17 protein-coding genes are annotated in these 11,976 nt (G+C 68.8%); 6 read left to right on the forward strand and 11 right to left on the reverse strand.

The genetic code is table 11. The features are described from left to right. Positions 1-69: 69 nt before the first annotated feature. Genes DDE23_RS08020 through DDE23_RS08035 form a run of 4 tightly spaced genes read right to left on the reverse strand, consistent with a single transcriptional unit; the run spans position 70 to position 3,381 of the window. On the reverse strand, positions 70-792 hold the full coding sequence (locus DDE23_RS08020) for an SDR family NAD(P)-dependent oxidoreductase (protein WP_107751447.1): 723 nt from the start codon (positions 790-792) through the stop codon (positions 70-72). Next, entirely contained in the window at positions 789-1,340 is a 552-nt protein-coding gene (locus tag DDE23_RS08025) for a DUF3833 domain-containing protein (protein ID WP_107751448.1), read from the reverse strand. The genes DDE23_RS08020 and DDE23_RS08025 overlap by 4 nt, the downstream gene beginning before the upstream one ends. Then, the gene (locus tag DDE23_RS08030) at positions 1,337-2,092 is read right to left on the reverse strand and encodes a DUF1365 domain-containing protein (protein ID WP_107751449.1); all 756 of its coding nucleotides are present in this window, start codon (positions 2,090-2,092) and stop codon (positions 1,337-1,339) included. Before DDE23_RS08030 ends, DDE23_RS08025 begins: the two co-directional genes overlap by 4 nt. After that, on the reverse strand, positions 2,089-3,381 hold the full coding sequence (locus tag DDE23_RS08035; RefSeq protein WP_107751450.1) for an NAD(P)/FAD-dependent oxidoreductase: 1,293 nt from the start codon (positions 3,379-3,381) through the stop codon (positions 2,089-2,091). The genes DDE23_RS08030 and DDE23_RS08035 overlap by 4 nt, the downstream gene beginning before the upstream one ends. Positions 3,382-3,654: 273 nt before the next feature. Here DDE23_RS08035 and DDE23_RS08040 point away from each other — a divergent pair, with 273 nt between their 5' ends. Genes DDE23_RS08040 through DDE23_RS08050 form a run of 3 tightly spaced genes read left to right on the forward strand, consistent with a single transcriptional unit; the run spans position 3,655 to position 5,312 of the window. Next, a complete protein-coding gene (locus DDE23_RS08040) occupies positions 3,655-4,161 on the forward strand; it encodes a sigma-70 family RNA polymerase sigma factor (RefSeq protein WP_238149939.1) in 507 nt (168 codons plus the stop codon). 11 nt (positions 4,162-4,172) lie between these two features. Beyond that, positions 4,173-4,811 carry a ChrR family anti-sigma-E factor gene (locus DDE23_RS08045; protein ID WP_107751452.1) on the forward strand — a complete coding sequence of 213 codons (639 nt, stop codon included), beginning with the start codon at positions 4,173-4,175 and terminating at the stop codon, positions 4,809-4,811. Between the two features lie 60 nt (positions 4,812-4,871). Then, complete coding sequence (locus tag DDE23_RS08050) at positions 4,872-5,312, forward strand: MaoC family dehydratase (protein ID WP_107751453.1); 441 nt, start codon at positions 4,872-4,874, stop codon at positions 5,310-5,312. Between the two features lie 19 nt (positions 5,313-5,331). Here DDE23_RS08050 and smpB read toward each other — a convergent pair whose 3' ends face one another. Beyond that, positions 5,332-5,808, reverse strand: a complete 477-nt coding sequence (gene smpB, locus DDE23_RS08055; protein ID WP_107751454.1) for an SsrA-binding protein SmpB — start codon at positions 5,806-5,808, stop codon at positions 5,332-5,334. Positions 5,809-5,913: 105 nt separating this feature from the next. On the opposite strand from smpB, the gene DDE23_RS08060 reads away from it, so the two are divergent. The 3 genes from DDE23_RS08060 to DDE23_RS08070 all read left to right on the forward strand — a co-directional run bounded on the left by DDE23_RS08060 (position 5,914) and on the right by DDE23_RS08070 (position 7,569). After that, complete coding sequence (locus tag DDE23_RS08060) at positions 5,914-6,309, forward strand: I78 family peptidase inhibitor (RefSeq protein WP_157957986.1); 396 nt, start codon at positions 5,914-5,916, stop codon at positions 6,307-6,309. Positions 6,310-6,549: 240 nt separating this feature from the next. Beyond that, positions 6,550-6,891 (forward strand): DUF2794 domain-containing protein, encoded by a 342-nt coding sequence (locus tag DDE23_RS08065; protein ID WP_107751456.1) that lies wholly within the window; start codon positions 6,550-6,552, stop codon positions 6,889-6,891. 27 nt (positions 6,892-6,918) lie between these two features. After that, positions 6,919-7,569 carry an RluA family pseudouridine synthase gene (locus DDE23_RS08070; RefSeq protein ID WP_107751457.1) on the forward strand — a complete coding sequence of 217 codons (651 nt, stop codon included), beginning with the start codon at positions 6,919-6,921 and terminating at the stop codon, positions 7,567-7,569. A 6-nt stretch (positions 7,570-7,575) separates the two neighbouring features. On the opposite strand, the gene DDE23_RS08075 is transcribed toward DDE23_RS08070, so the two are convergent. The 6 genes from DDE23_RS08075 to DDE23_RS08100 all read right to left on the reverse strand — a co-directional run bounded on the left by DDE23_RS08075 (position 7,576) and on the right by DDE23_RS08100 (position 11,976). Then, positions 7,576-8,040: a PTS sugar transporter subunit IIA gene (locus DDE23_RS08075; RefSeq protein WP_107751458.1), complete on the reverse strand. Its 465-nt coding sequence runs from the start codon at positions 8,038-8,040 to the stop codon at positions 7,576-7,578. Between the two features lie 71 nt (positions 8,041-8,111). Further along, positions 8,112-8,678 carry a ribosome hibernation-promoting factor, HPF/YfiA family gene (hpf, locus tag DDE23_RS08080; RefSeq protein ID WP_107751459.1) on the reverse strand — a complete coding sequence of 189 codons (567 nt, stop codon included), beginning with the start codon at positions 8,676-8,678 and terminating at the stop codon, positions 8,112-8,114. 81 nt (positions 8,679-8,759) lie between these two features. Next, positions 8,760-10,046: an RNA polymerase factor sigma-54 gene (locus DDE23_RS08085; protein WP_107751460.1), complete on the reverse strand. Its 1,287-nt coding sequence runs from the start codon at positions 10,044-10,046 to the stop codon at positions 8,760-8,762. A gap of 48 nt (positions 10,047-10,094) precedes the next feature. Then, positions 10,095-10,835, reverse strand: coding sequence for an LPS export ABC transporter ATP-binding protein (gene lptB / locus DDE23_RS08090; protein WP_238149930.1), 741 nt, complete (start codon positions 10,833-10,835; stop codon positions 10,095-10,097). Positions 10,836-10,843: 8 nt separating this feature from the next. Continuing rightward, on the reverse strand, positions 10,844-11,341 hold the full coding sequence (locus tag DDE23_RS08095; protein ID WP_107751462.1) for an LptA/OstA family protein: 498 nt from the start codon (positions 11,339-11,341) through the stop codon (positions 10,844-10,846). Next, the gene (locus DDE23_RS08100; RefSeq protein ID WP_107751463.1) at positions 11,341-11,976 is read right to left on the reverse strand and encodes a hypothetical protein; all 636 of its coding nucleotides are present in this window, start codon (positions 11,974-11,976) and stop codon (positions 11,341-11,343) included. Before DDE23_RS08100 ends, DDE23_RS08095 begins: the two co-directional genes overlap by 1 nt.

Genomic DNA, 11,976 nt, shown 5'->3' on the forward strand with positions numbered 1-11,976 from the left:
CGATCTCCTGTCCGTGACTCCAGCATCGCGCCGATGACCCGCGCGTGCAAGGGGGCGTCAGCCCGGCGCTCAGGATCGGGCGAAAAGCCGGTTCCAAAGCGGCGTGGGCAACAGCCGCCCGGCGCGGAACAGCCAGGAGAAAAGCATCGGGAAGGAGGTGGCGGGCCTTCCGGACCGGATGGCGCCCAGAACCCGCGCCGCGGCATCCTCGGGCTCCATCAGGAAGGGCATGGAGAAATCGTTGCGATCGGTCAGCCGGGTGCGGATGAAGCCCGGGTTGACCAGCTGCACCCGAACGCCGGTGCCCCGCAGATCCGCCTGCAGGGACTGGCCGAGGTTCATCAGCGCGGCCTTGGACTGGCCGTAGCCCAGGCTGCCGGGCAGGCCCCGGAACCCCGCCAGCGAGCCGGTCAGCACCACGCGCCCCTGATTGCGCGCGATCATGCCGGGCAGGACATGGCCCAGCACCCGCACCGCGCCATTGAGGTTCACGTCGAGCATGGTCTCGATGCGGACGCTGTCCCATTCCTGCGCCGTCATCGGCCAATAGGCGCCCGCCAGATAGATCAGGCCGTCGACCGGCCCCGCGGCCTCGGCCGCGGTGGCGACGGCGGCGGGGTCGCTCACATCGAGGGGCAGCGCCCTGGCGTCGAGATCACCGGCCAGCGCCCGCAGCCTTTCCTCGCCCCGGGCCGAGAGGATCAGCCGCGCGCCTTCGGCCGCCATCGCGGTGGCCAGCGCCCGGCCCAGCCCCTCGGAGGCGCCGATCAGCCACCAGCGCTGGTCCTTCACGCCGGCACCTGCCGCATGGTCGCCACCAGCTCGGCCACCTTGATGCCGAACTTGCGGAACTGGCTGCGGTTGATGATCGTGCCGTTCTCCATCAGGTACATCCAGTCGGTCACGTCCAGCACCCAGCCCCCGGCGTGATCGGGCAGGCGGATGCGGTATTGCAGCTGAAGGCCCGCCCCTTCCTGCCGGCCGCGACCGGGGTCGGTGAGGTCATCGGCCTCGGCCTTGATGGCGCCGTCGTTGCCCAGCGTCAGGCGCCACTGGCGTTGCTGGGTTTCGCCGCTGGCGTAGCGGAACGTCTCGTCCAGCAGGCCGCGGTTGCCGTCCCAGCGGCCCTCCATCTGCGCGACAAAGCGCGAGGTGACGCGGCCGGTCGGGCCATAGATCACCCCTTCGCAGAGCAAGGGCCCCGAGAGGTGGCGGCGGATATCCAGCTGCGGCGACATTGCCGCGTAATCGCCGGGCTGCTGGGCGGTGAAGCCCAGAAAGCGGCGGGCGATCAGCGCGGCCATCAGCACGCCGACCAGGGTGAGCAGAACCTCGGTCATCGCGAAACCTCCTCGACGGGCGGGGTGGGGCGGGGGCGATAGGCCGCCCCCTTCCACCAGAGTTTCAGCGCCTGCCAATGGATCAGCGCCAGCACCCGGCGCGAGCCCAGCGGGCGGCGCAACATGGCGCCGATCAGCCCGGGCGCGGTGGCGGGTTTGCGCAACCCGGTGAGCGTGGCGACGAGGCCGCCCTTGGCATGGCCATAGGCGATGCGGATGGCGATGGCCTCGGGGCGGATGTCGAAGCGGAAGCGGTAGTCGCCCTCGACCGGCTGGAAGGGCGAGACATGGAAGATCTTCTGCGCTTGCAGCGAATCCTCGACCGTGATCGCCGCCCAATCGTCGCGGCGGCAAAGATAGGAATGGCGGTCGCCGAAGGTGTTGCTCACCTCGGCAATCACGCAGATCAGCGCGCCCCCGGGATCGTGGCAGAGCCAGAAACTGACCGGGTTGAACACATGACCCAGCACGCGGGGTTGCGCCAGCAGGTCGATCCGCCCGATGGGCGGCGCCCCGGCATCGGCCAGCACCGCGCGCACCCATGCCGCGCCCTGACCGCGCCCGCGCTCGCCGCCATGGTCGGTGTCGTGCAGGGACATGAGGTTCGCGCGGTTGCGCGACAGCAGCCAGGGCATGCGCTGCGGCGCCTCGGCGTCGATCAGCAGGTAATCGACGCCATAGGCGAAGCGGTTCGCCAGCGCCCCCGCGCGCCCGTGAAAGGTGCGCCCGGCGATATGCTCGACCGCGCTCATGCCGCCTCCTGCGCCAGAGGCTGGCCCATCTTCGCCACCACATCCACGGCGCTGGCGAAACCGTCCTCGTGGAAGCCGTTGCGCATCCAGGCGCCGCAGAACCAGGTGTTGCGGTGGCCGTTCAGCACCTTCAGCACATCCTGCGCGGCAAAGGCGGCCAGATCGAAGACCGGATGGCGGAAGGTGTTCTGGTCATAGATCAGCTCGTCCGGGATCGGGCGGGTGCTGTTGAGGGTCACGAACATCGGATCCTCGGCCGGGATCGGCTGCAGCGAGTTCATCCAGTAGCTGAGGCTGATACGGTCGCGATCCTCGGCCGAATGCTCGGTATAGGTCCACGAGGACCAGACCTTGCGGCGCCGGGGCATGACCGAGGCGTCGCAATGCAGGATCGAATCGTTGTCCTGATAGCGGATCGCAGAAAGCGAGACGCGCTCGGTCTGGCTGGGATCGGCGAGCAGGCTCAGCGTGGTGTCGGAATGGGTGGCGAAGATCACCTCGTCGAAGGCCTCCCACTCGCCGCCCTGCACCCGGACCTCGGGCCCGGTGGCGGTGCGGCGAACGCCCGCCACCCCGGTGCCGAGGCGCAGCGCCACGCCGCGGGCGAGGAGGTCACGCTCCAACCGCCGGACGTATTCGACGGAGCCGCCGCGCACCGTGTACCATTGGTGCTGCCCGCCGTTCGACAGCAGCGCGTGGTTGCGGAAGAACTGGACCATGGCCCGGGCCGGGAAATCCATGATCTTGGCCTTGGGCGTCGACCAGATGGCGCCGGAAAAGGGCTGGATATAGCGCTCGCGGAACCAGCGCCCCATGCCGAGATTGTCCATCAGCCCGCCGATGCTGAGGCCGGGGTCCTGCGCCGCCTTCTCGGCATTGGCGTTGAAATGCACGATGTCGCGGACCATGCGCAGGAACCGCGGATCGGCCAGATTGCGGCGCGCGGCGAAAAGCGTGTCGAGCGAGGCCAGCGCATATTCGCAGGCGCCATTGTCGAAGGAGGCACCGAAGCTCATCGCAGCCGGGGCGGTCGGCACGTCGAGCGCCTCGAACATCGCCGTCAGGTTGGGGTAATTCGCGTGGTTGAAGACGATGAAGCCGGTGTCCACCGGCTGGTCGCCCCGCTTGCCCGCCATCACGGTCCGCGCATGTCCGCCCAGACGCGGCTCGGCCTCGATCAGGGTGACGCGGTGGCCCGGCGCCAGCAGCCAGGCGGCGGCCATGCCCGAGCTGCCGCCGCCGATCACGGCGATGTGCCGGGGGGAATGGGCGTGGGGTTCGAAGGGCATCTGTCACTCCTGCTGGTTTGCAGGAGGTACGGGGCAGAATCGCGTTTGGATGCGCTCCGTCCGAAATTTTTTCGCGGGCGCGGGATTTTCGTGCGCCCCGGTGATCCGGCCCGGACTGCGCCGCGTAGTGGGGGCATGTTGCAAGCGATGCCCGATCAGACGACAATGCCCCGGCCGGTGCTGCCCCCAAGGCAGCGCATCGCGGCACGGCCTGTCACGAAGGAGCGGCACCAGGTGACGATCGACGACGACGCCGCGCGGCATTGCGCGCAGATGCTGGCCGTCGCCCGCCACGCCGACCAGACCGCCTTTGCTGCGCTCTTTGCGCATTTCGCGCCGCGGCTGAAGGCGTTCCTGATGAAATCCGGCGCGACGGCGGCCCAGGCCGAGGATTGCGCGCAGGATGTGATGGCGACGGTCTGGCGCAAGGCGGGGCAGTTCGACCCCGAGCGGGCCAGCGTGGCGACCTGGATCTTCACCATCGCCCGCAACCGCCGCATCGACCTGTTGCGCCGCGACCGGCGACCCGAGCCCGAGGACCTGCCCTGGGGCCCCGAACCCGAGCCCGATCAGGCCGACGCGCTGGCCCTGCAACAGGATAGCCAACGGCTGGGCGAAGCACTTGCCCAGCTTCCCGAAGAACAACGCGCGCTGATCGAGCGGGCCTATTTCGGCGATCTCAGCCATTCCGAGATTGCCGCGGCCACCGGCCTTCCGCTGGGCACGATCAAGTCGCGCATCCGTCTGGCGCTGGAGAAGCTGCGCCAGAAACTGACCTGAGGTACCACGCGATGATCCGTCATCATCTCTCTGACGCGCTGCTGACCGGCTATTCGGCCGGCACCCTGCCCGAGGCTTTCAGCCTGCTGGTCGCGACGCATGTCTCGCTCTGCGACGAATGCCGCGCCCGGCTGGCGGCGCTGGATGCCGTGGGCGGCGCGCTGCTGGACCGGCAGGAGGCCGTGCCGATGGCCGAGGGCGCGCTGAGTGCGACGCTGGCCCGGATCAGCGGCACGGCGCCCGAGGCACGGCCCGCGGCCCCTGCCCCCGGCCTCTTCCCCGAGCCGCTGCGCGCCTATGTCGGCGGCGATGCCGGGGCGGTGCGCTGGCGTCCGGTCGGTGGCGGCGTGCGGCAGGCGATCCTGCCCACCGCCGCGGGGGCCAGCGCGCGCCTCCTCTACATCCCGGGCGGCACGGCGGTGCCGGATCACGGGCACCGCGGGACGGAACTGACGCTGGTGTTGCAGGGCGCCTTCCGGGACGAGACCGACCGCTTCGCCCGGGGCGATGTGGAAACCGCCGACGAGGCGCTGGAACACACGCCCATCGCCGAGGCGGGCGATCCCTGCATCTGCCTCGCCGTGACCGACGCGCCGCTGCGCTTCAACGGGCTGATCCCGCGGCTGCTGCAGCCCTTCCTCAAGATCTGAGGCCCCCTTCCGGGTCCCGGCCGGGCATGGCAGGATGCCGCCCTCAACACGGGAGGCGGCATGCAGGATCTGGTGGATCGGGTGGGGCAGGAGATCGGCCTTTCGCCCTGGGTGAGCCTCGATCAAGCGCGGATCGACGCCTTCGCCGAGCTGACCGAGGACCGGCAGTTCATCCATATCGACCCGGTGCGCGCCGCCGATACCCCGTTCGGCGGCACCATTGCCCATGGCTATCTGACGCTCTCGATGCTGAGCCGCCTGTTCGAAACCGCCGAGATCCCCTTCCCGCCGGTCCGCGCCAGCCTGAACTACGGTTTCGACAAGCTGCGGTTCCTGACGCCGGTGCGCGCGGGTGCCCGCATCCGCGCCCGGTTCACCCTGCAAGGGGTCGAGGAACGGCCGGGCGGGCTGCTGCTGCGCCTCGACACCAGGGTCGAGATCGAGGGCGCCAGCCGCCCGGCGCTGGCCGCCGACTGGCTGGTGATGCTGCAACTGGCCTGACCAGCGCGCCTGAACCGGCTCAGCCCTGCTCCTTCAGCAGGCGCCGCTTCTGGCGGTCCCAGTCGCGCTTGGCCTCGGTCTCGCGCTTGTCGTGGTTCTTCTTGCCCTTGGCGATGCCGATCTTCAGCTTCACCATGCCGCGGTCGTTGAAATACATCACCAGCGGCACCAGCGTCATGCCCTGCTTGGCCGTCGCCGCCCAGAGCTTCGCCAGCTCTTTCTTGCTGACCAGCAGCTTGCGCTTGCGGCGTTCCTCATGCCCCCAGGTCTTGGCCTGGGCATAGGGGGCGATGGCGCCGTTGATGAGCCACAGCTCGTTCTCCTCGACCGAGGCATAGCTCTCGGCGATGTTCGCCCCGCCATCGCGCAGCGACTTCACCTCGGACCCCATGAGCATGATTCCGCATTCGAGATCGTCCTCGATGAAGTAATCGAAGCGCGCCCGCCGGTTCTCGGCGATCACTTTACTGTTGGGGTCATGCTTTTTCTGGGTCATTGTCGCGAGATATTGGTTTGATCCCAAGCTGTCCAGTGGCGCCACCGGCGCCAGGCATCACTGTTGAGGGACAAGCACCATAGTTGAGGGAAAGGAATGCCGACCGTGAAACCGCTTCTGCCACTCGCCGCGCTGATCCTCGTCGCCGCCTGCGACATGCCGCCGTCCGGCGCACCCTATTCGCGCGCGCCCATCGCCGCCCCGGCACCGCCGCCCGCCCCGGTCGAAACGCGCCCCGGACCGGCGATCACCGTGCCCGGCTATCAGCCCGATCCCATGCCGAACGAACCTGCGCGCGTCACCACCCCGGGCGATACCTGCGGCGCCTCCAGCCTGCAGGGCTTCGTGGGATCCGTCGCGCCCTCGCCCTTCCCGGCCTCGGGCCCGGTGCGGGTCTATGCCGAGGGCGACCCGGTGACCATGGATCACAACCCCTCACGCGTGAATGTCGTGGTGGACGGCGACAACCGTCAGCGCGTCGTCGCCATCAGCTGCGGCTGATCGAAAGCACGCGATGAGACCGGGCGCCAACCACGCGCCCGGTCCCTGACTTGCCGGTCGCCGGTCCGCCGGATGGGGGTCCGACAGGGGCGACCGTCCTTTCCACGAGGCCTCAGGGTCGCCGGTGAAGCGGGCGAAACCTTGGCAGAGCCGGGGCAAGACGGGGGTCATTCGGCGATAAATGCCAACCGCCAGGACCGGGGACTTGATTTCGCCGCGCCCCGGCGTCACCCTTTTGTCATGAACGTGCAACGCTTTGTGCCCGCCGGATCCGCCTATCCCGAACAGGTCAGCTTCGACCGGTTCGAACTGGGCCAGATCCTTTCGGTCTATGGCCGGTTCGTCGCGGCGGGTCTGTGGCGCGATTACGGCATCTCGTGCCTAAAGGACCGCGCCGTCTTTGCCATCTTTCGCCGCGCCGCCGAGAACCCGCTCTACCGGGTCGAGAAGATCCCGGCGCTCAGGGGCAAGCAGGGGCTCTACGCCCTGTTCGGCCCCGAGGGTCAGGTGCTCAAACGCGGCAGCACGCTGAAAGGGGTGCTGGCGCCCCTGGAACGCAAGCTCCTGCGCCCGCTGGACTGATCGGGCCCGCCGCGTTAGGCACGGGCCATGATCGTGATGCCCTACAACCCGCCCCCCGGCGATCCCGTCATCCTGTATCAGGACGACGACCTACTGGTCATCGACAAGGCCTCGGGCCTGTTGTCGGTGCCGGGCAAGGGCGAGGGCAAGCAGGACAGCCTCATCACCCGCCTGCAGGCCGTATTGCCGCAGGTCCGGCTGGTGCACCGGCTGGATTGCGACACCTCGGGGGTCATCATCTTCGGCCTGACCCCGCAGGCGCAGGCGCATCTGGGCCAGCAATTCGAACACCGCAAGACGCAGAAGCGCTATGTCGCCCTGATCGCCGGCCACCCGGCCGAGGCACAGGGGCGCATCGACCTGCCGCTCTGCGTCGACTGGCCGAACCGGCCGAAGCAGCATGTGGATCACGAAATCGGCAAACCTGCCCAGACCGACTGGAAGGTGCTGCGGCCTGAGGGCGAGAATACCCGCGTGGTGCTCAAACCGCTGACCGGGCGCAGCCACCAGCTGCGGGTCCACATGCTGGAGATGGGCCACCCGATCCTGGGCGACCCGCTCTATGCCACGGGCGCGGCGCTGGAGCACCCGCGCCTCATGCTGCATGCCGAGGAATTGCGCCTGCGCCACCCGATGACCGGCGCGGCGCTGACCTTCAGGGCGCCGGTTCCGTTCTGAACGGGTTCAGGCGGCCTTGGTATCGGTCTGCTGGGTGAGGATGGCGAAGAGCTTGTCGGTCTCTTCATTCGCGCGCAGCTTGGCGCAGACGGCGGGGTCGCGCAGCGTGCGCGAAACCAATGCCAGGGCTTTCAGATGCTCGACCCCCGCATCGCGCGGGGCAAAGAGGGCAAAGACCAGATCGACAGGCGCCCGGTCGACCGAGCCGTAATCGAGCGGCCGGTCCAGGCGGATGAATACGCCGCGCACGCGTTCGATCCCGTCGATGCGCGCATGTGGCAGCGCCACGCCGTGGCCTACGCCGGTCGGCCCCAGGCTCTCGCGTTCCTGCAGCGCGTCGATGGCGACCGCCTCGTCCAGCCCATGCGCGGCGGCGGCGGTTTCAGCGAGGTCCTGGAAAAGGCGCTTCTTGCTTTTCACGGCGTTGCAGACCCGGATCGCTCCGGGGGTCAACAGATGGGCCAGTTCCATACGCGCTCTTGCCTCACGTCGCTAAGGGCGCCGGCCTCCGGGATCTTGCGAATCCCGGAGGCCGGACCAAATTATTGCGGGTCGATCCAGCCGATGTTGCCGTCCTCGCGCCGGTAGACCACATTGAGCCCGCCGTGCCGCTCGTTGCGGAACACCAGAACCGGGGTATGCGAAAGCTCCATCTGCATGACCGCCTCACCGGCCGAGATCGACGGAATGCGCGTCTCCATCTCGGCAATGATCATCGGTGCAAGCGTATCGGGCTCATCGCCTTCCGACCCGTCGTCAGACGCGAGGATATACGCGGATGCCCCGCCGAATTCAACCGGCGCCGGCCGGTCGCGGTGATGGTCCTTCAGACGGCGCTTGTAGCGGCGCAATTGCTTGTCCATGCGCTCGCAACAGGCGTCAAAAGCGGCATAGATGTCGTTGGCCTGGCCCTTGGCCTGAGCGGTCAGGCCGGTGCTGAGGTGAACGGTCGATTCGCAGACATAGGCGTGCGCGTCACGGGAAAAGACGATATTCGCGTCGGTGGGACGCTGCGAATACTTCTCCATCACATTGCCCAGCTCACTTTTGACGTGCGTCTGAAGCGCCTCGCCAACGTCGATCTGCTTTCCGCTGATCTGGTACCGCATGAACCTCTCCTTCTGGTGACGGATGCCCCGAGGCCAACGTGACCGCGGGCATCTCCGCCGATATGACCTGACGGCGCGGGCTCAGTCTCGATGCCGCGCCGCAGCCATTCTCCGGCGCGTTGCCGTGCCGGGAATTCTCAAGCCTTGCCTGTATTTGGCGACAGTTCGCCGGGCGATGTCAACGCCCTGCTCACGCAACAATCCGGCAAGGGATTCGTCCGACAGCGGGCGGCCATGGGGCTCGGCGGCGATCAGCTCGGCGATGCGCCGCTGCACCACCCGCGACGAAACGACGCCCTCGGCCGTGGGCAGCCCGGTCGAGAACAGGACCCCCAGCGGCCAGAGCCGTCCGTCGATGTCGATGGCCTTGCCCGCCAGCGCCCGCCCCACGGTCGAGGGATGCAGCCCCAGCGCCCCGGCCAGATCCTGCCGCGTCGCCGGCAGAAGGCCCGCGATCCCCTCCCGGAAAAAGCCCGCCTGATGGTCGGCCAGCCAGTCGCCGATCCGCGCCAGCGTGTGCCCGCGTTGTTCTAGCGCCGCCAGCAGCGCCCGGGCCCGGACCAGCAGCTCGGGCGCGAAACCCTCGCTCGCGGCCTTGTGAACCATCGCCGCGTCCAGCCGCAGCCGGGGGCGCGAGGTTTCGGCGGGCTCGACGCTCAGCTTGCCCCCCTCGCCACGCACCAGCCGCAGGTCGGGCAGCAGCGGCGCGGCCTCGACCTCGGGCCCGGCGGCGGGCAGGGCCGGGCGCGGGGTCAGACCCTTGAGCAGCGCCGCCCGCGCCTCGGCCCCGGCGGGGTCGAGCCCCAGCTCGCGCCCGATCCGCGCCCAGTCCCGCCGGGCAAAGAGCGGCAGCAGCCGCAGGGTCGCCGCGGCCTCGTCCGGGTCCAGCCCCTTGTCCACCAGCTGCAGCAGCAGGCATTCGGTGACATTGCGCGCGCCGATCCCGGGCGGGTCGCAGCGATGCAGCGCCGCCAGCGCCTGCTCCAGCCGCTCGGTGTCGATGCCCTGTTCCTCGGCCAGCACCTCGAGATCGGTGTCCAGAAACCCGTCCGGCCCCAGTTCGGCGACCAGGAACAGCGCCAGCGCGGCGATCCCGGGCGGCAGGTCCATCCGCTCGATCTGCAGGCGCAGGTCTTCCTGAAACGGGGCCGAGCGCGCCTGCGCATCAATGTCGAGCCCCTCGAAGGGCGCCGAGGGGCGGGACGCCGGACGGTCGAGCAGCAGGAAAGGATTGCGCGCAGCCTCGCGCGCCAGTTCGTCGGCCAGTTCGCCCGGCCCCATGCGCAGCATGCTGAGCCTGAGCCGAACATCCGGGGTCAGCGCCAGCCGCTGCTGTTGCCGCAGCTCAAGCCTCGGGTTCAGCGCCATCGGACAGCTCCGCCGTTGTCGGCGGCCCCGACGTCAGCGGCCCCGTCTCTAGCGGAACGAGTCGCCCAGATAGACCCGGCGCACATCCGCATTGCCCACAACCTCGTCCGGCGTGCCGCTCATCAGCACGGTTCCATCATGAAGGATATAGGCACGATCCACGATCTCAAGGGTCTCGCGCACGTTGTGATCGGTAATCAGCACGCCGATGCCGCGCGCCGTCAGATCGCCCACCAGCCCGCGGATATCGCCCACCGCGATCGGATCGACCCCGGCGAAGGGTTCGTCCAGCAGCACGAAGGACGGGTTCGAGGCCAGACAGCGGGCGATCTCGGCCCGCCGCCGCTCGCCGCCGGACAGCGCCAGGGCGGGCGACTTGCGCAGTTTCTCGATGCGGAATTCGTGCAGCAGCTCTTCCAGACGGGCGGCGCGGGTGGCGCGGTCGGGCACGGCGATCTCCAGGATCGCCGAGATGTTGTCCTCGACCGAAAGGCCGCGGAAGATCGACATCTCCTGCGGCAGATAGCCGATGCCGAGGCGCGCGCGGCGGTACATCGGCCAGCCCGTCACATCGAGCCCGTCAATCGAGACATGGCCGCCATCCACCGGCACCAGCCCCGCCACGCAATAAAAACAGGTGGTCTTGCCCGAGCCGTTGGGGCCCAGCAGCGCCACGACCTCGCCCCGGTGCAGGTCCAGGTCGATGCCCCGCAGGATCGGGCGGCGCTTGTAGCTTTTCTTCAGGCCACGGATGCGCAATCCGTCGGGCCGGGCGTCGGGGTCATCCATCGGTGGCGTCATTCCATGCGGATGATGGTCCGCACCCGGCCGACCATCCGGCCGGTTCCGGCCCTGAGATCCGCGACGAAGCGTTCGCCCGACAACAGGTTCTCTCCCTGCACCAGCATCACCGCGCCGGTCATTTCCAGGGATTGCGCATCGAGGGAATAGACCGCCTCACGCGATTCCAGCGCCTCGCTGGGGGTGGACATCGTTACCCCGCCCGAGGCCACCAACCGGCTGATCCGCTGCTGCCCCTCGCGGGCGCCCGCAGCATATTCCAGCCTGAGCGCCCCGGCCGAGATCCGCATGTCGCCCTGCACCGCCAGAACGTTCCCGCTGAACTCCGACGCGCCGGTCGTCTGATCGACAGTGAGCAGATCCGCCGTCACCTCCAGGGCCGAACCTTCCAGCCTGAGCGACTGGCCGAAGCTGATCTGCACCCCTTCCTGCGCCGAGGCGGGAAGCGCGGCGAGCATCAGCACCGCAAGCAGTCGGAGGAAGAGACGCGGCATCACGGGGCCCCTTGGTTTTCTGGCTGATAGTTCAACCGCACACCGCCCCCGAAAACAAGCACATAACCGGCGCCATCGGTGGAATCGGCCCGCATCTCCATGTTTCCGGCCTGAATTGTGCCCGCGGGTGCGGCCCCTTCGACAGCGCCCGCGGCGCGCACGCGGGTCGAATCCAGCAGGCCGTCCAGCCGCTCGGTCGCCAGCCGGTAGCCGGGGCTGACCGTAACCTCCAGCCCGCCGCCCAGTTCGAAACTGCCCCGGCCGCGGTCGATGATCCCCTCATGCGCCGCAGCGTGCATCGTCTCGCCGTCCCGGCCCTCCAGCTGCAGATCCAGCCCCGTAACCTCAAGCCGCATGGTCGCGCCGGGGTCGGAACGCGCGGTCTCGGCGACGATGGTCAGCGCCGCGCCATCCTCGGTCACGCCGGCGAAGCGGGCGCCCGACAGGCGCGGATCGCGGGCGCGGTCCTCGACGTCGATCTCGGCATTCGAAATGGCCTGCGTGGGATCGACAGTCCGGGCCAGCAGGAAGACCAGCGACAACAGCGTCAGCGCGGTCAGCGGCAGCAGGACTTTCAGGATCCCTACGGTCCTGCTGTAGCCTGCCCTGCGCTGTCCGGGTTCCGCCAATGCCAT

The sequence above is a fragment of the Pararhodobacter aggregans genome, from assembly GCF_003075525.1.
GTDB classification, from domain to species: Bacteria; Pseudomonadota; Alphaproteobacteria; order Rhodobacterales; family Rhodobacteraceae; genus Pararhodobacter; species Pararhodobacter aggregans.